Genomic DNA, 19,813 nt, shown 5'->3' with positions numbered 1-19,813 from the left:
GTGAGGGACTCCGAAATCTTAAAAACCTATGTATAAATCGGCTTAAACTACTCCTACAAATTCTAATTAATTATGAATCAAAATTCTCGTTGGGCCAAAATAATGGTTGCTAAGGCTAACAATGCCATGGTGTAGACTATTCCATATCCTGCATTAATCGTCAGCGTCAACGCATCGGGTAAAGAGTTCATCCCATACACCGCTAAGTTTTTCACATCTAAGCGCGATAGATCGGGGACAATGATAAATAAAACTTGGCTGAGGCGGGAAAACATGGGATTTTCGACTAAGGCATTGAGCTTCACCATATCGGCGCTTAAGTTGCCCATGAAATAAATACCAAAGGTGAGGAACAGAGCCACTAAGGAACGGGTAAAGACTCCTAATAAAATTGCTGCGGCTGTAATTAAGGAGAGCTTCAGAATCAGGAACAGAGCGGAAATTATCAGGGCAGTTAAAGACGGATAGGTGGTTTGATTCAGGCTTAAAATACCTAGGTAAATGCCCATCATTCCCACGACTAAGACGGTTAAAACTGCCGTAACTCCTAAGAATTTACCCACAATCAGTTCAGAGGTATTCAGGGGTTTTGCAATCAGTAAATAGATGGTGCGCTGATCAATTTCTTTATTGATTAATCCCGTGCTGATAAAAACGGTTATGGCTACTCCTAGAATTTCCATTAAGCCTAATCCTACATCCAGGAGGATTTTATCTTCGACTGTAGAGGCAACTTCACGAATCAAGGGAATCATGAAGACTACAACGATCGCGAACAATCCGAGGACATAGAGAATGCGATCGCGGATGGTTTCGGCAAATACATTATTGGCAATTACCCTGAGTCGATCCAAATTCATGAGTTTATCTAAAGGAATTAAGAATCAGCGTCAATCCGATAGTAATCGGAGATTATCTAGACTAAATTTTATCACGAATAGGCTCTCTTCCATGTTCTGGTCTACTAATTCAGAATTTTCAATCACCCATTCATCAATCATAAAGTATGAGTAAATCCAGCAACTGATGAGTAAACCACAAAGTAAAATAATAATATTTTTTTGTAATTGCAATCTGTTTTTCTGTAAGGGGTTGCTCAATAAGTCAGGTACAATCTGTGTTATAGCAACGACTTCAGGATAACTCACCCACAATACTTTTTGTGAAAATCGATTCAGTTTGATACTGACGATTACACAAAAGACAAACCAAACAATGATAGGTTTTAAGTCAATCCAGAAATAGCGCAAGGAATATTGGTTCAGAATCGTCCATAGGGCATAGATTAAACAAAGAAATCCGCATAGGGCTAAGAGTTCTTGTTGTTGATCATTGGGGTTTATAGCCGCGATCGCCCAAAACCCAAAACTGGTCATAAACAGGATTTGCCAGAGGGTAGGAGGTCGGGAAAAGAGAGTGGTAAAGAGTTGGATTAAACCTTTCATAGACCGATCAAGGAAAATTGATCTGAAATTTAATAAATTGAATTAAAATAATGACTAAAATTGCGCTATTACTGATTAAGTGGGCATTAAATATGGTTCGAGAAATGGCTTTTTCGATGAAGGCTTCACTGGCGGCTGTGTTAAACCCTCCTTCTCCATGTTTTTTTTCTACCCAAATTTTGCGAATGGTTCGTAAAATAGCGATTCCTTGTCGTTTGACAAACCAGCCAATCAGAAAGGCACTAATAATGGCGAGTAGCGTCCAGGATAAGCTGGATTGATCCCAGTGGCTAAAGAGGAGTAAATGAATTAAACTTTTGCTAATTCCATGGGGGAGTAGGATTTCTAGATTAAAGAATAAGAACCAACCAATCAGATTAGCAAGTAAATTGAGTGTCGCGGCGTAAAAAATACTAAAACGGCGCTGGAGTTGAAGTTGAGTGTGAAGCAGATAGGATTCAATGGCGATCGCCACCCATAAGAATAACATCTGTAGGGCGATCGCCCGTAGGGGAAGGATAACCACCATCGCCTCCATCACATCATCAAACTTGAACCGGGGGCAATTAACCGAATTAATTGCCCATCACGATCGTCTACCTGCCGTTATTCTAGCTCTTATCGAGTTCCCGGCGGAGTTGTTCGAGTTCATCATCGACGGGTGGAGTCGAGCTACTGGAACTACTCCCTTCAGGAAGAGCGCCTTGATTCGGGGATGCACCGCTTAACTGGGCTTTCATGGCAGCGAGTTCATCATCCACATCGCTTCCTTCTAAAGCCGCAAACTGTTCTTCAACCCCGGTTCCGCCAATTTCATAGGCTGCCTGGCTTCTGGCTTCCATTTGCAGCACTTTTTCTTCCATTCGGTCAAACGCAGCTAGGGAACTGCTGGTTCCCATATTCGAGACCGTATTTTGCAAGTTTTCTTGGGCTTTGGCGGCACTCAGCCGTGCTTTGAGCATATCTTTCTTGGTTTTCGCCTCAGAAATCTTGCTCTCTAGCTGCATTAAGTTTTTCTTCAGGGTATCCACCTGGGCGGTTTGTTGATCTAAAGAAACTTTAATGGTATTGGCATTATCAGCCTGGGCTTTTTTGCGCTGCAAAGCTTCCCGTGCCAGATTCTCGTCGCCCTTCTGTAGAGCCAGTTGGGCCCGTTGTTGCCATTTGTTGGCTTCATTTTGGGCAGTGTTAAATTGTTGCTGGCTTTTCTTTTGGCTGGCGATCGCACTGGCTACCGCTTGCCGGAGTTGTACTAGATCTTCCTGCATATCAATAATAGACTGCTCTAGTATCTTCTCCGGGTCTTCTGCTTTGCTAACGAGATCGTTTACATTAGCTCTCAGAACTCGGCTGATCCGGTCGAATAATCCCATAGTTCTAATTCTGCTTTCCTATCAGGGTCTATATACAAATTATAGTTGAGTGTCAAAGGCAATAGGAAGTGGGGAGTGGGGAATGGGGAGATAGGGGGATGGCCATCTCTACTCCCTACTCATGACTCATTACTCATGACTCACAGTTCATTCAGTCGCGATCGCAGTTCCTCTAACTCCTGGTCGTACTCCGATTGACTTCTGGGGCCTTGGCTTTCCAGTTGAGTTTTAATCGCACTCAGTTCCTCCTCGACTGAACTCTCTTGGGCCGATTCTAAAGCCTGGAACTGATGTTCCACACGATCGCTTCCCCATTGAGCCAGTTCCGCTTGGGCTTCGAGTTGTTGCACCTTATTCTCCATGCGCTCTAAAGCTGCTCCTGTGCCCTTGGGATTCAATTGATGCATGACTTGGTGCAACTGTTCGGAGGTTTTGGCCGCACGGGCGCGGGCAATATAGAGGTCTTTTTTGGCTTTAGCTTCCGCTATTTTGCCCTCTAGGGCGTGTAAATCCTGCTTCAGACGATCCACCACAGCCCCTTGCTGTTGCAAGTGTTCCTGGAACAGTCGAGCCGTTTCTAGGTAAGGTTTGCGGCAGGTGAGAGCTTCTCTGGCTAGAGTTTCATCCCCTTTTTCTAGGGCAAGTTGGGCCCGTTTGTGCCAATCTTCGGCGCTCACTTGGGCTTGATGATATTGTCGCTCTGTACGTTTTTGCACGGCGATCGCCTGAGCCACTGATTGTCGCAGACGCACCAGCTCATCTTGCAACTCTAAGATAGCCGTCTCTAGGAGTTTTTCCGGGTCTTGCCGTTGGGCGATCCAGTCATTAACATGGGCACGGACGGCACGAATTAGGCGATCGACAACACTCATAATCCCATCTCGATTTACTCATAATCATAAATTTTGGCAGAAATTCCCTCAATCTTCAGTTCCTCTACCAACGCTTCGGCCATACCCAAATACTCAAATACGGCCAACTGCACATAAATTCCATCCTCAAAATTGCGTAAATAGGCATCGGGAATCAAGGATTGAATTTTCGCCATCGTCTGACCGTCCTCATAGTTAGCCACCACATAATAAGAGTTCGGATTTCCCGATTCTGGCACAGTGGCTACCGGTTCTGGCATCCATTCCTGCTCTGGAGGCATATCAACAGGAATCGGAATCGACCCCGCAAAGCCCTGGATATAGCTTTGAGGCGGTACAGGTTCAGAAAAAGAAGGAGCCTCTGGGGGCACAATGGGAGCGGCTCCTTGTAACTGGGGCAGTTCCGGAGGGTTAAGGGGGACAGTTTCCGTAGGAACTGTTTTAGGAGTTGGAGGAGGGGGTAAAGGAGCGGCAGCTTCTTCTACTGGGGCACTCTCAGGTGCGGACGGTTGGGGTTGAGTAGAAAAGACCGGTAAGCTCAACACTCGCATATTCAGCCCTGATGGGCGCTCTTCTTCCGCAGGGGTCGGGGGGAGGGGGGTGCGGTCTACCACAGGGGAAGCCATGGGGGAAGGTTGGACGGGTTGCTTCGGTTCCAGAATACTGAGACGCTCTAGAGTTAAGCGATCGAATTCTGAGGTGGGACGGTGGGGAGATTGGGAAACCTCGGAAGGATTCCCTGGAGTTGGGGAGGGTTCGGCAGGGGTGGGAATCGGTTGTTGTGAGGGACTGTTGGGAAGCAAATGGCGAATGAGAGAAGGATTGAGGAAGATGACCCCAAAGGTAATGCACAGGAGAATTAATAGCAGGGTCAAGCCGATACCCAGGGGAGAGAGCCAGGGGTTAAAGGCTGGCTGTGTGAGGGGGGTTTCCTCTTCCTCTTCTTCCTCTGCCAAACTTCTGAGCAGTTCTTCGGAGGATTCTAGGTAATCGTCTGGGGGGCTATCGGGTTCAAATCCGGTGTCGGGTTCGGCTAGATTTTGGTCAGCGAAAGAGGTCGAAAGGGCAGTCTCTAGCTCTGGATCGACGGATTTGGGGCTGGGAGCTGCTGGCGTGGCTGGCGGTGAAGTCGGTTGGGGACGCTCTGGAGGGACAGAAACTAAGTCTAAGGGTTTACCTTGATTTCCCGAAGTGCTTGGCCTTAGAGCATAGCTTTTCAGGGTTGGAGCATATCCCTGTCGATGTCGCCGATAACGGGTTAATTCTTCCTCTAGGCTGACATTGAGACTGGTTAGAGCCGCTTGCAGGGGTAAGGAGATGGCATAGGTCTGATGGGGTTGGGTGGTTGGTTTTGCCGGAAAACGGTTACTCATCGCCAAAGTCTCGCCTCTAGCTATTGGGTGAATCTGCTTATTTGAGGGTTGATTGTATCTTATTTTGATGCGTAATGATAGGGAGACTATTTTATTTTATTCACAAAGATTTAAATTACAGCCCTCTTTATCTTCATTTCTTGTAGCCCTGACTACTTTTTGGCGATCGCTTGTATGAAGAGGTTAAGGGTGTGTTATTCAGTAGTTTTCTCAGGCAGAGGATACAGGTAGCGATCGAGATTAATCAGGGGGCAAACTTGGCCGGTCTCCTTGATCCCCAAGGGGTTTATCCCGGAAATCCTCCCTTATCTGTGAACAGGATGATAGTGAAAACGGGGAATTCATGTCCAAATTTAAAGGAAACATAAAAAAAGTATGAAGCTCTTTTCATTTTCTAGAAAAGATAACTGAAAATAGAAGTGAAGCCTATGCCTGCCTCTGATTGAGGATTCCCCATGAACAACTCGAATTGTCAAACGTCCGCCTGTCGGTATTGCCGCCACTTTACTCCCGAAGGTCGGCGAGGGGGCAACTGCCAACAGCTTGGCGTTCCTGTACGCGGTGGATGGAAAGCTTGTCCCTTAGCTATGCCTGCCTTTGCTCCTTCTTGGGAAGGTTCAGAATTGTGGCAGTATCAACCCTTAACTATGATTGAAGCTGATTCTAAGTCCTTAGAACCGGTTGCCCTCAAAGAGTCACGACCTAACTTGAGTGTGGTCGAAGATGATTTAGATCAAGGCCTAGCCTTAGCTTAGGCATAAAGAAACAACCGATAAGATTAACTCGTTTTTAAGATAAAAAGTTTAAGAAAAACCGAAAACCTTTTTTACACCCCCTAGATCACTCTAGGGGGTGATTTCCCTAGGGGACAGCGCTGTATTGCCCCAATCGGATAAAATAGATTAGATCGATCGCACTATCTTCTGGATCGCGTATCATGTCTCGACCTATTGCCTATCTTGCCCAAGGTAAACTTTATCTTCAAGAGGCTGAGAATCAATTTCGGGAAATAAAGAGTGAATTTGGCCAATCGATTCAACGCCAGCGCTTGCAAGTTCAGCGCCGGAATGCGTGGAAAGATCGGGGAATTCGTTCGATGATGATGTCTCCCCAAGCCATGGCTCAGTTGGAACAACAGGCGGAAGCGGTGATTCCGATTGCCATTAGTAGTCTGTGTAATTCGGGAGAGGGAAAGTTATTTTATGCCCTAGAAGCGGGGGAGATGGGGGCTTTATTTCGGTTCGATCCCAAGGGCGATCGCGAAGATCGGCTCTTTCACAATGCGGATTTCCAGATTAGCCATTTAGATTATACTGCCGACCAGGATTTAATTGCCTGCACCAAAACTTATCCCACCGGGATTACCAATATTGCTACCCTTTCGCCCAACAGTGTGCGCCCCAATGATATTACCGAAGGGGATTCTATTGATTTAGCACCGCGCTGGATACCGAATCAAAAGGCTTTGGTTTATCAATCGGCTGGAGTTAGTCGCAATAGTGAAGGGTTTGTGATCGATCGCGCTCCCTTTTCCATCGAAAAGTTGGATTTTAATCAACAGGAGCTAAGTACCCTCGCAGAAGATCCCAAGTCTGATTTTTTGGGCCCTCAAATCGGTTCTGATGGTCTACTGTATTATATTCGCCGTCCCTATCGTTCGTTTCACCGTTCGTTTAATATCTGGCAGTTTTTGAAGGATATTCTTTTAATTCCTGTGCGTTTGGCCTATGCCATTTTCCAGTTTTTTAACTTCTTTAGCCAGAGTTTTACAGGCAAGCCTTTGATCGCTGCGGGAACGCAACAAAAGGTCGAACCGAAACGGATGCGGATTTGGGGAGATTGGTTAACGTTGGATAACCTCCCCAATGAACATGCCGAAGATGGGGATGCACCGCCTTTGGTTCCCTCCAGTTGGGAGTTGGTGCGCCAAGGAACCCAGGGAGTGCCGGAGGTGCTGGCGACGAGTGTTTTGGCTTATGATTTGGCGGCTGATGGTACAGTGGCTTATAGCAATGGCAGTGGGATTTATCTGTTGTCTCCTGAAGGGGAACGGCAACGGGTGGAGATCGCCCGTCAAATTGAGGATGTGAGGTTTCTGGAGCAACGGGAGCAGCAGGAATGATGAATTTTTGGCATAAGTATGAAGGGGCGATTGCCAAAACGGAGAGTTTGCTCTACGGGAATCTCGATCCGGATTTAGAGGGGTTGGAAACTGAGGATTTAGAACGGGATTTACAGCAGAAAATTGTCCACACCCAGGATCTTGTGTGTGCCTATACTTTGAATCTAGGCGCTTATCAAATTTTAGGCGCTGCGGGGATAACGTTGCTGCAATCCATCCGGCGATCGATTCCGGCTTCAATTCCGATTATTCTCGATGCCCAATATAGCGATTTAGAGACGAGTACCGGGTTCGCTCGGTTGGTGTTTGAAACCTGGCAAATGGATGGCTGTACGGTACTGCCCTATGCAGGTTTAGACCAAGTGGCTCCGTTTTTGATGTATAGCGATCGCCTAGTCTTTGTTCTTTGTTATACCGGCAATCCCTCCGGCTCCGTTCTCCAAGATTATCCCCATAGCAATACTCCTCTCTATCTCCATCTCGTCGAAGCCGCCCAAAGTTGGGGCACACCCGATCAAGTCGCCCTATCCCTAGGGGAAGTGATGCCGGATGTGTTGGCACAAGTTCGTTTAGCGGCTCCAGAACGGTTGATTTTATTGACCGATTATGATAGTATATTCCCGGAAGTTACAGAAATTTTAGATGCGGGTTTGAATGGGAGTGGGGATGGCTTATTGCTGCCGATTCCTCCAGAAAGTTTTGCAGAAGACAACCCCAGAAGGGCGATCGCCGATTTACGCGATCGTATCAATCAAGAACGACAACAAAAACTCGAAGGGAGTCCCACCTGCGAGCTATGGGTTCCTGATGTCTGTTTCTTGGACTCAACCCCCTATCGAGATTTAATCCTGCAACTCTATGATATTGGCTGCATTACCTTTGGCGATCATGTGCAAGCCTCCGGTCAAGTGTTTCCCTACTACATTGACCTGAGAAAAATCATTTCCTTACCGCAAATTTTCCATCAAATTGTCAGCGCTTATGGGGATATTTTGAACACCTTAGAGTTTGACCGCATTGCCGGAATTCCCTACGGAGCCTTACCTACTGCTACCGGATTAGCCTTGCGCCTAGAACATCCGATGATTTATCCCCGTAAAGAAGTAAAAAATTATGGGGCAAAACGGTTAGTCGAAGGTCACTTTGAACCCGGTGAAAAAGTGGTGGTGATTGAGGATATCCTAATTACCGGACGCAGTGCCATGGAAGGAGCGGCGAAACTCCAATCAGTGGGTTTAGAAGTCGAAGATATTGTGGTGTTTATCGATCATGAGCGGGGAGTGAAAGAGAAACTGAAAGAACAGGGTTATTGTGGCCATTCCGTCTTAACCTTATCGGAAATTGCCCAAACCCTGAAAGAAGGGGGACGAATTACAGGGGATCAGTATGAATCCTTGATAAGGGAATAGGGAATAGGGAATGGGGAATGGGGAATGGGGAATTTGGGTTAAAACTCAGAAATAGTAATACACTAGAAAGAAATACCCTCGTAGAAAACCATGCGCGATCCAGAACTTGATGGTTTACTCTCCGATCTCCAGAGCGACTCCGAACCAGTGCGCGAACAAGCGATTCAGGAACTATGGCGGCGCTGGTTTAACCAGAAGGGAATGATGGGGTTCAAGCGACTGCAACAAGCTCAGAGAGTCTTGGAGACGGGTCAATTTGAGAGAGCAGAAGAGATGTTAACGGAAGTCATTCACGCTTGGCCCGATTTTGCGGAGGCTTGGAACCGTCGAGCCGTATTATATTATATGCGCCGAGAGTATTACAAGGCGATCGCCGATTGTGAGGAGGTGATGCGCTTAAATCCGAATCACTTTGGCGCACTCCATGGGTTAGGATTATGTCATGCGGCCCTGGCTCAGTATCGGCAGGCGATCGCGGCGTTTCGTCAAGCTTCGGCTATTGTTCCCCATGCGATCGAGAATCAGCGCCTCATCCTCGAATGTACCGCCCGGTTAAATTAACGTAAAAATGATTACTCTTAATCTCGATCCCATCATTCAACTCACCCCTGAGCAATTTTATCAACTCTGCCAAGAAAACCCAGAAGTTAAACTCGAACGCAGTGCAACGGGAGAACTCCATATCATGCCCCCGACTGGTGGCGAAACGGGCCGTGTAAATACTAAATTGATTGTGCAACTGGCTGTGTGGAATGAACAAACCCAACTCGGTGAAGTGTTCGACTCTTCCACTGGGTTTCATTTACCCAATGGCAGCGATCGCTCCCCAGATGCAGCTTGGATCGCCCAAGAGCGTTGGCACAATCTTACCCCAGAACAACGGGAGAAGTTCCTCCCCCTGTGTCCCGACTTTGCGGTGGAAATTCTCTCTCCGAGCGATCGTTTGGCTAAAACTCAAGCTAAAATGCAGGAATACCTCGATAATGGTTGTCGTCTCGGTTGGTTGATTAATCGCAAACAGCGCCAAGTGGAAATTTACCGTCCCGGAAAACCCCCAGAGGTGTTAGACGCTCCCACCCGTGTATCCGGCGGAGAGGTTTTGCCAGGTTTTTCTCTAGATTTGACTGCCATTTGGTAGGGGGCGATCGCCGATTGTGATATCAAATCTGAATAATGTCAGTTATGATATGTCATTGCGAATGGAGCGAAGCGGAATGAAGCAATCTCAAACATCTCGGTAGGTAAGAATGTAGGTTGGGTTGAGGAACGTTTCGCTTCGCGACATGAACATGTCGGCTTTGCCGAAAACCCAACACCCGTCTGACGAAAGTTGGGTTGAACGAAGTGAAACCCAACCTACAGTTTTAAGCTTGCCAAGCTACTATAACTACTACAATATTTTTTGCAAAGCGACGGTAAAACCCGGAATCACATCTTCTCCTTCTAGGATTGCATTCTCTGGATATTGCGTAATCGAACCATCAGCACGATAAACAAAAGCACGACGGTTGATGCGATCGATTAACCATCCTAATTTCACCCCATTGTCGATATATTCTGCCATCTTTGCTTTTAACTTAGTTAAGCTATCCGTCTTAGAACGAATTTCAATGACAAAATCAGGGACTATATCACAAAATTCGTCTTCTCCAGTATCCCATCCCTCTGGTAAACGTTCTTGGGCAATAAAAGCAGCATCAGGAGAGCATAACGCACCGTTAGCAAGTATAAAACCTGTACTCGAACTAAAAACTTCTCCTAACTCATGAGAGTCTACAAAGGCGAATAAATAAGCACCTGCTTTTAGTTCTCGATTACCCGAAATTTTTCCAGTTGGTGGCATTGTGATTAAAGTTCCATCGGCATTGCGTTCAAATCTCAGTCCGGGATTTTGGGAACTGAGTTGCATTAATTCTGCATCGGTAATGGGTTTAATGGCTAGGGTCATGATAGCGCGATCGCATGGGTTTACTCGTTTCCTCTCATATTAACCGACTCTCTTGATAAGTGGTTGTTGAGTACCTCTGTTACAGGGTGGGGGGATGGGGGGATAGGGAGATAGGGGGTTTCAGGAACAATAATGTAGCAAACATTTAAGAATTTGATTTATGATGACTCTTAACCTCGATCGCATCTTCGACTGGCTTTCATTTACCCAATGGCAGCGATCGCTCCCCAGATGCGGCTTGGCTCACTAAAGAGCGTTGGCATAATCTTACCCCAGAACAACGGGAGAAGTTCCTCCCCCTATGTCCTGACTTTGCGGTGGAAATCCTCTCTCCGAGCGATCGTTTGGCTAAAACCCAAGCTAAAATGCAGGAATACCTCGATAATGGTTGCCGTCTCGGTTGGTTAATTAACCGCAAACAGCGCCAAGTCGAAATTTACCGTCCCGGACAACTTCCAGAGGTGTTAGACGCTCTCCCCCATGTATCCGGCGGAGAGGTTCTGTTGGGTTTCTCCCTAGATTTGACTGCCATTTGGTAAAAGCAATCAGAATTGATAAAGGGGATAGAAATGATCGGTACAGATAAACATCGATGGGATCAGACCTTGGCCGCAGGCAGTTTAGTCGTTCTCTGTGCAGTCGCGATCGCCACTTTGCAACTGCCCAAACTCAATCAGCTCAAGTCAGCTCAAGTACAACGCACAGAAGCCCAATTGCAGGGTGAAGTCGCTCAAGAGGCGATCGAACTCAAATTACTCAACATTCTACCCAACTTTGGCTTTGATAACTTAATTGCGGATTGGGCCTATGTTAAATTTTTAGTCTATTTTGGTGACGATCTCGCTCGCGAACAAACTGGATATGAACTGACTCCAGAATATTTTGAAATTGCCCTCAATGAAGACCCCCGGTTTATTCCTGCTTATTTTGGACTCTCTGCAAGTGTATCATTGTACTTGGGTAAACCAGAAGTCTCCACTGCAATGATGGAAAAAGGATTACATTTACTTTCTCCTCAAGATCCTCCCCGCTCCTATTATATCTGGCGCTACTTGGGAATTGACCAACTCCTCTTTTTAGACAATGCTCAAGCAGCACGAGAATCCTTTACTAAAGCGGCTGAATGGGCCAGTAAATATTCTGATTCAGAGAGTGAGAATGTAGCTACCCTTTCTCGCTCAACCGCAGAGTTTTTAGCTCAAAATCCTGATAGTAAACAAGCTCAGTTTGCCGCTTGGATGTTAGTGTATCAGAATGCTGCTGATGAGCAAACCCGCGATCGGGCGATCGAGGGAATCAGATCCGTAGGTGGGATCGTTCAAATAGCAGAAAATGGTGACATGATTATTGAACCTCCCCCTAATGACTGAACCCTGTCTTAAAATTGCGTTTCTAGAAATTCTTCCAGAGAATAAGCACTAACAGAAGATAAGAGCTTAGGAATAGAAGACTCGCATTCTAAAGACAAACGCCCTTGCAGTTGAGGATATAAAGCCTGTAACTGTAAGGGTCCTAAAGATCCAGTTAAGCAAATTTCTAGGCCTTCAGCTTGATCAATATTGTCTTCAATCAGTAAACCCATAATCACAGTAGAAATAGCAGCATCCGCATCTTCATCACTAACATTGTTCGTTTCCACTAGCAACGTCATGTCATCCTTTTGCCCATGGCTTATCACTGTCTTCAATGCCATAGCTAAATCCGATAATAGAATATCCTCTGGTTGACTCCAGTCCGGAAAAATAATTAAATTTATCTGTCCTAACCTTAAGTTTTGTTTGATTTCAGAGAGTTGATACTTCTCGAATACCTCCACTAATCTAGATTCAATTTCAGAGGAGTATGACCAACTATCTAAAAAGTGAGGCATCCCTTGCATGGCTTGCTGTATCTGATGACCATATTGTTCGCGCAATTGGAAATCTGTACCTAGAGCAACTGCTTTTTCAAAATAAGAAGTTTCATCTTGAGCGATCCATGAACTCATTTCCATTGCTTCTAACAGGGCAGCACCTAATCGAGTATGAGAGTGTTTACCTTCCATCACCACCACAGGTAAATTAGTCAGTAAAGGCTCCACGAGAGAGATTAAATCCGTATAAGGATAAGGAGATAGATAGATATCTGTTTGCTTCAAAAGAGCTTGTAGATCGGTATGACTATTAACATCAGAAACCCAAATCACTCTCTCCTCACTCACATCCTGCTGTTTTAAAGTCATCCGTAAACGCTGTTTCCAAGCTGCTAAAAGCATTTTTGGCACCGGTCTAGTAACAGTTGAATAGAGCAATAAAATAGAGTCAGGGACTTCCTTAAGAATTTTGACCCAAGTCTTTTCGACTTCCGGAGTAATTGCTTGACTCTCTCCTCCATAAATATAGACTACTGAAGAGCCAGTAATACCTAAAGTTTCTCGGTCAAAACTTCGGCTAGGAATGCCCCATGTTTCACAACCAAAATCTATTGCTTGACCAATTTGTGACAAATTAATCGTTGAATCATTTATTTCTTCGGACTCTAGGAGATCTCCTGACAGATAATAATCAATATTTCTTATTTGTGGATTTAAGCCTGAATAGCTCCCTAGAATTTGAATCCGAGCCAACCGGAAATTTGCCAATACACTCAGATAATTCACTTCCTCTGTTGTTGTACCCGCAATCCATAAAATATCTAGGTCTTCTTCACGAATTTTTTGGATTGTATTGGGTAAATCTTCTGGAAGCTGTACGCCTACATCAGCATGACCCGAACAATACCGTTCTAAGCGATCGCCTGTTGCCTGAATCGAATACAAAGCAATTTCAAATCGATCCCGATTCAGATGTTTATAAGCCGGTAGACTTAAAAAAGTATCAGGTTTTAATCCAAAATTGCCTGACAAAATTCCTAAACGGATTTTACTTCTTTCGGGGAGTCTAGGCGCAAATGTGTAGTCTACAGAGTGCCCAGGTAGCATACACCAATATTCCATCAGTTTAGCTCTTTTAATATAAAGATCGTTCAAGTTTGTATCGGTTTGATACAAACAACGAAAATTGCTGAGTTTTTGGAAATAGTAAACAATTTGTTGACTAATCTTTGAAGAGGGGTTACTTTCAATAATCGAAGAGATGTAATTCATCCAACACTCTAGATAGTTTCGATATTGGTTGGCTTCTCCAACCTCTTGATATAATCCCGGAGGCATGAATGAAAACTTGAGATAATCAGGTAGTAACCATTGAGGAATTCGAGACCAATCATACTGAATTGGTAATTGATGAGGGTAAGCATACAGCATACCTACCAATAAGGATTGGATTTCTTTAGATTGGTTTTCAGTATTTGTGGTCATCATAATATTAATTTCCTCTCTTTTTTTATTATCCATAAAAGTTGAGAACAGTATCTTAATTTTCCATGAATTTCTTAATCCTTTAATAATTGTTTTATGGCTTTCTTCTATTTCCGATTCTGAGAAATTCGAGAATGTCTTCATTAGTTCAGGAATTAAAATTGAAAAATCTAATTCAAAAACTATTTTTTGAGTTAAATAATCTACCCAATTATTGCACTCCAGTTGAGCTGGATGTTTGAGAGGAAACATCATAGATTGATAGGGTATTCCATCGAGTAATCCATTGCTCAATTGGGTATTTGTTCCTTCTTGATTAAATCCGAGGTTAGAAACCAAGTTTTTTTCAGGAACAATGGTTAATCCGTTTCTTCGCCAACAGGCAAATTTCCATCGATAAGCCCAAGAATTAATATACCCTTGATAAGTAGCTTCAAAAATCTTTGTCCATTGGGCAACAACTTGAGGTTCTGGAAATAATTCTTGTAACCAATTTTTTTCTCGCAGTCTTGGCCATTCTTCCATTTCAAAATCAAAATGCTGCCAAGCTCTCCTCCAAGTTGCCCAGCCCCAACAATCAATATATCTGGAAAAGTAATAACTTTCTGGAGTGGGTTGATATCCAAAGAAAAAATTAGTCCCCGTAATAACCATGACTTCTTCAGTATTTCGGTAGTGACTTAAAAGTTCTTCGCAAAATCTGAAGAAGGTTATATCAGGAAGACAATCATCTTCAAGAATAATGGCTTCCTCAACGGTTTCAAAAACCCAATCTAAGCCACTAGCCACTCGATGTTTAAGACCAAGATTTTGATCGGCATAGTTTTTGAGAATTTCACAATCCCAGTCTACTGTATCAATAATTTTTCGGGTTTCTTCACATTTTTGAGCTTCTCCTGGCTGATCTAGACGAGGGCCATCAGCAATAACCAATAACTTAGGAGGTTGAACCTGACGAACTACATCAAACAGTCTTTGCGTTAATTTGGCTCGCCTAAATATAATTAAACAGACTGGAGTTGTAGTTTTGTATTCTAACATAGAAGACTGAAATCCATTAACACTTAAACTCACTTTTTTTATAGGGATGAAAGAGCGGGAATAGCCGCACCTCTTAAAGAACGATGTATGGAAAGACCAGGTAAGACATCACCCATCATATGAGTGATGTCTTTCAAAGTTTTTATGTAAGGGCTATAGATAAACTCAAATATTCTTCTTTCTTGCAGGTTAGCTAATTTGAACTGTGGATTCAAAGAGGATATTTCAAACCCTTTTTTGTAGCTTTTAAATCCATGAAAATGAAAAAATATTAGAGGGAGTTCATCAACAAATATGTTATTTCCACTCTTATGAATTTGATAATTATTGGTATTCCAGTGAGAAACATTAGCACCTTTATGGTGTATGACTACCACTCCCGAAAATCGCTCTAACCAATCATCAAGATATTTTTGATCTGCAAATCTTGTAGGTTCTGGTCGGTCATAACACCATTCTATACACCGCTCTCGCCACCATTGCAAACAATTCAGAGCATTTTGATCGGCGCGAAATGATAACCATCCTACATTGTAGATGCCAAATTGCTTGAGTTCTAGGCAATCGGGTGAAAATCGATGTTCTATAATCGCAATGGAGCGATCGCCAATTTCTTGATAAATAGGCTGTAAGTCAGAGTAAAAAAACAAATCTGAATCTAAGTAGGTCAGTAAATCTATTTGCGGATTGTTTCTTAAAACGTATAAGGGTAAACAAGGAGTACAGGTAAAGTAGTATTCAACAATCGTTCGATTTTGTTTAGCTCTGAGTAAATCCGGATCGCTACGTTCTAGTTTATCTAGGGGGATTAAATGCACATTAGGATAGTTGAGTTTTTGAAGGGCATCATAACAAATGCGACTCAGACAAAGTACCCACAATTCAAAGTCACCACAAAATTTTTGTAAGGACTGATAGAGGGCTAATCCTTTGGGTAAATAGTTATGATCGAAGTAGGTGCAAAAATAACGCATAATCAATTAAAAATTAAAACTCATTTGAAAGATTTAACTCCAGCAATCACAGCCTGACTGACCGTGGTAGCTTCTTCATCGGTGAGCTGGCCATACATTGGTAAACTCAGAATTTCACGACTGATCTTTTCGGTCACACTTAGTCCTTTTGGAGAAATGGCTAATTGTTGGTATGCAGGCTGCTGATGAACCGGGACGGGATAATGAATGGCTGTGCCAATTCCCTCTGCTTTCAAAAATTGTTGCAGAGTGTCTCTGGAGTCAGAACGAATAACATACTGATGATAAACTGGATCGACATCTCCTTGAGTTTGGGGAAGAGTCAGAGGTAAATCACTTAAATTTCGATCGTACACTTTAGCCACAAGTTTTCGTTGTTTATTATCCTGGTCAAGGGCAGATAATTTGACTCGCAAAATAGCTGCCTGTATCGGATCTAAACGACTATTCATGCCGGAAGCATCACTAATAAAGCGTTGTTTCCAGCCATATTGTCGTAAGATCAAGAGCTGGTTAGCCAGTTCAGCATCGTCGGTAATGACCGCTCCACCATCCCCTAAAGCCCCTAAATTCTTAGTTGGATAAAAGCTGAAGGCTCCTACTTTTCCCCAAGTTCCTGTTTTCTTATGGTTGAAGATTGCGCCGTGAGATTGGGCGCAATCTTCGATGACTTCTAGTTCGTAGCGACGGGCAATTTCTAAGATGGAGGTCATGTCGGCCGGGTGACCGTATAGATGAACAGGGATAATAGCTTTGACTTGAAGGTGAGGGTGTTTATTGAGTTCAACAAGGGTATCTTCAAGGGAGTTGGGATCGAGGGTAAATGTAACTGGATCGATATCGACTAAAATTGGGGTTGCTCCGGCAAGTTCAATCGCAGTAACGGTAGCAACGGCTGTATGAGAGACAGTAATCACAGCGTCGCCTAATCCAATTCCACAAGCCTTTAATGCCAGGACTAAGGCATCTGTACCACTAGCGACACCAACCGCATAACTGGCTCCCATGTATTGGGCGAATTCTTTTTCAAAAGCGGTTACTTCTTCACCTAAAATGTACCATCCACTTTCTAACACTCGATGAATGGCTTGATCAATGTCTGTTTTTTGAGCCAGATAACCGGCTTTAGGATTGGTTTGAAGGAGCATGAGGTTGGTGGAGATGGTGTGATGGATTAAGCTAGAGATATTGAGATAAGCGATCGCGGTAAAACGCTAGGGTTTGAGTTAAGCCTTCTTCCAAAGAGGTTTTCGGAGTCCATCCTAGACTGGATTTAATCTTACTGTAATCGGTATAGTAGTCACCGATATCAATCCGTTTTCGTTCTGCTGGAAATTCGCGAATTTGAAATTCTCCCCCATTATTGACTTTAATCAAGAGTTCAGCCGTTTCCCGCAGGCTAATAATGCGATCGCCCCCTAGATTAAAAATTTGTCCTTCTGCTGCGGGTTGAACGGCTGCCATTAACATGGCATCAACAGCATCTTCGACATAAGTGAAATCCCGAAGTTGCTCTCCACCCCACACTTCAAAGGGTTTCTTTTCAACCACCAAACGAACCCAAATACCTAGAAAGGTTTGTCGTGCATCCTTAACCCGCATTCGGGGGCCATAGGTATTGGTTAAACGTAAAGCACAAGAACGAATCCCATAGACATTATTATAGAGGATATGATACCACTCTCCTGCCATTTTGTTAATCCCATTGACATCTACAGGACGGAGCAAATGGTTTTCATCTACGGGTAAGTAATCTGGTTTGCCGTAGAGTTGACGGGTACTGGCAAAAACGAGTTTGATATCTGGGTTATAATTGCGACAAGCTTCTAAGATGGAAAGTTGCGATCGACAATTAATCTCTAAGTCCGTATAAGGATCGTGCATAGAGTCCAAATGGCTCGTTTGTCCAGCCAAATTAAATAAGTAATCTTGGCCCTGAACCAAATAACGCATACTATACTGATCTCTGACATCAGAAATGTTGATTTTGACTTGGTTTTCAATACCATTAATATTAAATAAGTTTCCTCCGTATTCAGGAATTAAACTGTCCACTAACAGTACCTTAGCACCTAGTTTGAGCAGTCGTCGAGCCAGGTTACTACCAATAAAACCCAATCCTCCAGTAATTAAGACTTTTTTATCGGCAAATGTACTATCTTTCATAATTTTCAACCTACTTGGATATAGACTTTCATCAATACCTATTCAGAGTTTCGAGCAAAGAGTAATCCTCGACCTTCTCCCACTTCTGGAGCGCCAGGAACAGGGAAACGCTCCGCAATTAAAAAGTCTCTAACTTTTTTCATATTTAAGTTTTCTACATAGTTCACTAATTCATGAAGATTTAAAAACCAGCTTAAATATTCTGTATTATAACCATAACTATAAGCCCTCTGTAAAACCACAAAAGAGGAATGATTCTGAACAATTGGCAGTCGGGTTATATATAAATATAACCGGGTACTTTTAACCATATTTTCTATCAACGTTTGCCAATCTTGTGCATATTGGAGTGCCGAACTGCAAAATACTAAATCATATTCATGGGCAAAACAGTCCCGATCTTCTTCATAGAATGTAACATCAGTGTGAAGCGATCGACCCGCTTCACACAATACAGGAACTTCTGCACAGGAATAATTGATTTTTACATTAGGAAGTAAGGCTTTAGCTATCAAATAATACTCTCCTAATCCTCCACCCCAATCTAAGATAGAAATTTCCTCTTTTTTCTGAGCAGTTAAAGACAAAACATAAGACCAAAGAATGTAATTATTCTGTTGTGAATAGTCATGAGATAGCAAAGCATTTTTTTTCAGTTGCTCAACCAAACCTTTCCACTGATCTATCCGAACATCCAAAATATCCTGAATATTCCATCCTTTGATTTTTTCATTTCTCCGTAACCACCCTTCTGGGACATACTCCCATTGAGGTTGGTAGCTAGTTGAGTCTAAATATTTTAAAGCAAAATTGAGCAATTCATTTTCTTTTTCAGTCCTAGGACAGTCTTTTATTAAGCTATCTAGCACTTGTTGATGGAGCTTCTGAGTCACGGGTAATTGTTCCAGTGGAGTAGTCAATAAAGTCTCACAAAGTTGTTGACGAACTTGTTTACATGAGTGGATACAATCCAGGTTTTCTGGTGACTCTTGACAACCATATCGATTTTGTTTTAGTTGTGTTTGTAAGTCTTCAATTTTAATCGTCAATCTAGCTCTAGCATCAGAAGATAACCGTTGTGGCAATTGATAGTTAACTAGATTATGCTGAATGGGTTTTTCTGACTTAGTTAAGGTAGCATAGACCGTCATTATTTCTTGAGGATGGTGTTTTTTGTATAATCCGGGAATTTCTTGAATAACTTCAATTCCTTCATCAGCTCGAATCAACAATCGCCAATCACATTCTAACACTTTAAAACCGGCTTGTTGACTCAAGTTTTTGAGGCATTCTGCTGAGTAACGCCAATAATCCCTAGGGGAAGGATGATAAGGAAAAGAAAATACGGTTTCAATAATCAGCAACCCTTCTGGTTTCATTATTTTATAAAAAGCATCAAAAACTTCAAAGGGATTTTCTACATGCTCAATGACATTTAAGCAAACTGCTGTGCCGAAAAAATTCGAGTATAGAGAAGGGAGTGCTTCAATTTCAGGCGAGTCATTTTCAGGATTAAGAACTAAATATTCCGGATCAATGTGATCAAAAGGCCTTTGATTTAAGTGGATATATCTAGAATACTGATCTTGAGTTTGAATGGTTATATTATAATCTGCTATAGTGGGCTTCTCCAATCCACCTAAATCAACAAAAGGCTTTCTTAATCCATATTTTTGAACTTGTTCAGTAACGAGTTTAATATCATCCCAAAACATTAATTTTCTCCATTTTCTAAAGTCTATAAAATTAACTT

Annotated in this window: 18 protein-coding genes and 1 pseudogene; 7 read left to right on the top strand and 12 right to left on the bottom strand. The window is 43.2% G+C overall.

The genetic code is table 11. From position 1 onward, the window contains the following. Nucleotides 1–77 precede the first annotated feature (77 nt). The 6 genes from PMG25_RS01070 to PMG25_RS01045 form a co-directional block, all read right to left on the bottom strand. A complete protein-coding gene (locus PMG25_RS01070; protein ID WP_283765063.1) occupies nucleotides 78–860 on the bottom strand; it encodes an ABC transporter permease in 783 nt (260 codons plus the stop codon). 30 nt (nucleotides 861–890) lie between these two features. After that, nucleotides 891–1,445, bottom strand: a complete 555-nt coding sequence (locus PMG25_RS01065) for a DUF5357 family protein (protein ID WP_283765062.1) — start codon at nucleotides 1,443–1,445, stop codon at nucleotides 891–893. A gap of 7 nt (nucleotides 1,446–1,452) precedes the next feature. Beyond that, nucleotides 1,453–1,974 (bottom strand): filament integrity protein FraC, encoded by a 522-nt coding sequence (gene fraC / locus PMG25_RS01060; protein WP_283765061.1) that lies wholly within the window; start codon nucleotides 1,972–1,974, stop codon nucleotides 1,453–1,455. An 82-nt stretch (nucleotides 1,975–2,056) separates the two neighbouring features. Then, on the bottom strand, nucleotides 2,057–2,818 hold the full coding sequence (locus tag PMG25_RS01055; protein ID WP_283765060.1) for a PspA/IM30 family protein: 762 nt from the start codon (nucleotides 2,816–2,818) through the stop codon (nucleotides 2,057–2,059). A 140-nt stretch (nucleotides 2,819–2,958) separates the two neighbouring features. After that, a complete protein-coding gene (locus PMG25_RS01050) occupies nucleotides 2,959–3,690 on the bottom strand; it encodes a PspA/IM30 family protein (RefSeq protein ID WP_283765059.1) in 732 nt (243 codons plus the stop codon). Nucleotides 3,691–3,704: 14 nt separating this feature from the next. Further along, on the bottom strand, nucleotides 3,705–5,063 hold the full coding sequence (locus tag PMG25_RS01045) for a hypothetical protein (RefSeq protein ID WP_283765058.1): 1,359 nt from the start codon (nucleotides 5,061–5,063) through the stop codon (nucleotides 3,705–3,707). Between the two features lie 455 nt (nucleotides 5,064–5,518). On the opposite strand from PMG25_RS01045, the gene PMG25_RS01040 reads away from it, so the two are divergent. The 5 genes from PMG25_RS01040 (at nucleotide 5,519) to PMG25_RS01020 (ending at nucleotide 9,732) form a co-directional block, all read left to right on the top strand. Then, nucleotides 5,519–5,818: a hypothetical protein gene (locus PMG25_RS01040; protein WP_283765057.1), complete on the top strand. Its 300-nt coding sequence runs from the start codon at nucleotides 5,519–5,521 to the stop codon at nucleotides 5,816–5,818. A gap of 182 nt (nucleotides 5,819–6,000) precedes the next feature. Next, a complete protein-coding gene (locus tag PMG25_RS01035; RefSeq protein WP_283765056.1) occupies nucleotides 6,001–7,185 on the top strand; it encodes a hypothetical protein in 1,185 nt (394 codons plus the stop codon). After that, nucleotides 7,185–8,594, top strand: coding sequence for a bifunctional orotidine-5'-phosphate decarboxylase/orotate phosphoribosyltransferase (locus PMG25_RS01030; protein ID WP_347178708.1), 1,410 nt, complete (start codon nucleotides 7,185–7,187; stop codon nucleotides 8,592–8,594). Before PMG25_RS01035 ends, PMG25_RS01030 begins: the two co-directional genes overlap by 1 nt. A gap of 90 nt (nucleotides 8,595–8,684) precedes the next feature. Next, nucleotides 8,685–9,155, top strand: a complete 471-nt coding sequence (locus PMG25_RS01025; RefSeq protein WP_283765054.1) for a tetratricopeptide repeat protein — start codon at nucleotides 8,685–8,687, stop codon at nucleotides 9,153–9,155. Nucleotides 9,156–9,162: 7 nt separating this feature from the next. Next, the gene (locus PMG25_RS01020; protein WP_283765053.1) at nucleotides 9,163–9,732 is read left to right on the top strand and encodes a Uma2 family endonuclease; all 570 of its coding nucleotides are present in this window, start codon (nucleotides 9,163–9,165) and stop codon (nucleotides 9,730–9,732) included. Nucleotides 9,733–9,984: 252 nt separating this feature from the next. Here the strand turns inward: PMG25_RS01020 and PMG25_RS01015 are convergent, their stop codons facing one another. Then, a complete protein-coding gene (locus PMG25_RS01015) occupies nucleotides 9,985–10,542 on the bottom strand; it encodes a Uma2 family endonuclease (RefSeq protein WP_283765052.1) in 558 nt (185 codons plus the stop codon). Between the two features lie 185 nt (nucleotides 10,543–10,727). Here PMG25_RS01015 and PMG25_RS01010 point away from each other — a divergent pair. Continuing rightward, nucleotides 10,728–11,081 (top strand): annotated as a pseudogene (locus tag PMG25_RS01010) (Uma2 family endonuclease); the annotation flags it as partial. A 30-nt stretch (nucleotides 11,082–11,111) separates the two neighbouring features. Continuing rightward, nucleotides 11,112–11,912, top strand: a complete 801-nt coding sequence (locus PMG25_RS01005; RefSeq protein ID WP_283765051.1) for a hypothetical protein — start codon at nucleotides 11,112–11,114, stop codon at nucleotides 11,910–11,912. A gap of 8 nt (nucleotides 11,913–11,920) precedes the next feature. On the opposite strand, the gene PMG25_RS01000 is transcribed toward PMG25_RS01005, so the two are convergent. The 5 genes from PMG25_RS01000 to PMG25_RS00980 are packed head-to-tail and all read right to left on the bottom strand — an operon-like array spanning nucleotide 11,921 to nucleotide 19,775. Then, nucleotides 11,921–14,920: an O-linked N-acetylglucosamine transferase family protein gene (locus tag PMG25_RS01000; RefSeq protein WP_283765050.1), complete on the bottom strand. Its 3,000-nt coding sequence runs from the start codon at nucleotides 14,918–14,920 to the stop codon at nucleotides 11,921–11,923. Nucleotides 14,921–14,958: 38 nt separating this feature from the next. Next, on the bottom strand, nucleotides 14,959–15,894 hold the full coding sequence (locus PMG25_RS00995; protein WP_283765049.1) for a hypothetical protein: 936 nt from the start codon (nucleotides 15,892–15,894) through the stop codon (nucleotides 14,959–14,961). A 20-nt stretch (nucleotides 15,895–15,914) separates the two neighbouring features. Next, nucleotides 15,915–17,042, bottom strand: a complete 1,128-nt coding sequence (locus PMG25_RS00990) for a DegT/DnrJ/EryC1/StrS family aminotransferase (protein WP_283765048.1) — start codon at nucleotides 17,040–17,042, stop codon at nucleotides 15,915–15,917. A gap of 31 nt (nucleotides 17,043–17,073) precedes the next feature. Continuing rightward, nucleotides 17,074–18,060, bottom strand: coding sequence for an NAD-dependent epimerase/dehydratase family protein (locus PMG25_RS00985; protein ID WP_283765047.1), 987 nt, complete (start codon nucleotides 18,058–18,060; stop codon nucleotides 17,074–17,076). A gap of 38 nt (nucleotides 18,061–18,098) precedes the next feature. Further along, complete coding sequence (locus PMG25_RS00980) at nucleotides 18,099–19,775, bottom strand: methyltransferase, TIGR04325 family (protein WP_283765046.1); 1,677 nt, start codon at nucleotides 19,773–19,775, stop codon at nucleotides 18,099–18,101. Nucleotides 19,776–19,813 lie beyond the last annotated feature (38 nt).

This window comes from Roseofilum capinflatum BLCC-M114, assembly GCF_030068505.1.
In the GTDB taxonomy this organism is placed as follows: domain Bacteria; phylum Cyanobacteriota; class Cyanobacteriia; order Cyanobacteriales; family Desertifilaceae; genus Roseofilum; species Roseofilum capinflatum.
The sequence above is the reverse complement of the archived record's forward strand: the minus strand, read 5'-3'. Positions and strand labels throughout refer to the sequence as shown.

Excerpts from the sequence above, each read along its gene's own strand:
- PMG25_RS01020 (WP_283765053.1), top strand. The coding sequence starts at position 9,163 with ATGATTACTCTTAATCTCGATCCCATCATTCAACTCACCCCTGAGCAA.
- PMG25_RS01070 (WP_283765063.1), bottom strand. The coding sequence starts at position 860 with ATGAATTTGGATCGACTCAGGGTAATTGCCAATAATGTATTTGCCGAA.
- PMG25_RS00995 (WP_283765049.1), bottom strand. The coding sequence starts at position 15,894 with ATGCGTTATTTTTGCACCTACTTCGATCATAACTATTTACCCAAAGGA.
- PMG25_RS00985 (WP_283765047.1), bottom strand. The coding sequence starts at position 18,060 with ATGAAAGATAGTACATTTGCCGATAAAAAAGTCTTAATTACTGGAGGA.
- PMG25_RS01045 (WP_283765058.1), bottom strand. The coding sequence starts at position 5,063 with ATGAGTAACCGTTTTCCGGCAAAACCAACCACCCAACCCCATCAGACC.
- PMG25_RS01000 (WP_283765050.1), bottom strand. The coding sequence starts at position 14,920 with ATGTTAGAATACAAAACTACAACTCCAGTCTGTTTAATTATATTTAGG.
- PMG25_RS00980 (WP_283765046.1), bottom strand. The coding sequence starts at position 19,775 with ATGTTTTGGGATGATATTAAACTCGTTACTGAACAAGTTCAAAAATAT.
- PMG25_RS01055 (WP_283765060.1), bottom strand. The coding sequence starts at position 2,818 with ATGGGATTATTCGACCGGATCAGCCGAGTTCTGAGAGCTAATGTAAAC.
- PMG25_RS01040 (WP_283765057.1), top strand. The coding sequence starts at position 5,519 with ATGAACAACTCGAATTGTCAAACGTCCGCCTGTCGGTATTGCCGCCAC.
- PMG25_RS01050 (WP_283765059.1), bottom strand. The coding sequence starts at position 3,690 with ATGAGTGTTGTCGATCGCCTAATTCGTGCCGTCCGTGCCCATGTTAAT.
- PMG25_RS01025 (WP_283765054.1), top strand. The coding sequence starts at position 8,685 with ATGCGCGATCCAGAACTTGATGGTTTACTCTCCGATCTCCAGAGCGAC.
- PMG25_RS01005 (WP_283765051.1), top strand. The coding sequence starts at position 11,112 with ATGATCGGTACAGATAAACATCGATGGGATCAGACCTTGGCCGCAGGC.
- PMG25_RS01015 (WP_283765052.1), bottom strand. The coding sequence starts at position 10,542 with ATGACCCTAGCCATTAAACCCATTACCGATGCAGAATTAATGCAACTC.
- PMG25_RS01065 (WP_283765062.1), bottom strand. The coding sequence starts at position 1,445 with ATGAAAGGTTTAATCCAACTCTTTACCACTCTCTTTTCCCGACCTCCT.
- fraC (WP_283765061.1), bottom strand. The coding sequence starts at position 1,974 with ATGGTGGTTATCCTTCCCCTACGGGCGATCGCCCTACAGATGTTATTC.
- PMG25_RS01030 (WP_347178708.1), top strand. The coding sequence starts at position 7,185 with ATGAATTTTTGGCATAAGTATGAAGGGGCGATTGCCAAAACGGAGAGT.
- PMG25_RS01035 (WP_283765056.1), top strand. The coding sequence starts at position 6,001 with ATGTCTCGACCTATTGCCTATCTTGCCCAAGGTAAACTTTATCTTCAA.
- PMG25_RS00990 (WP_283765048.1), bottom strand. The coding sequence starts at position 17,042 with ATGCTCCTTCAAACCAATCCTAAAGCCGGTTATCTGGCTCAAAAAACA.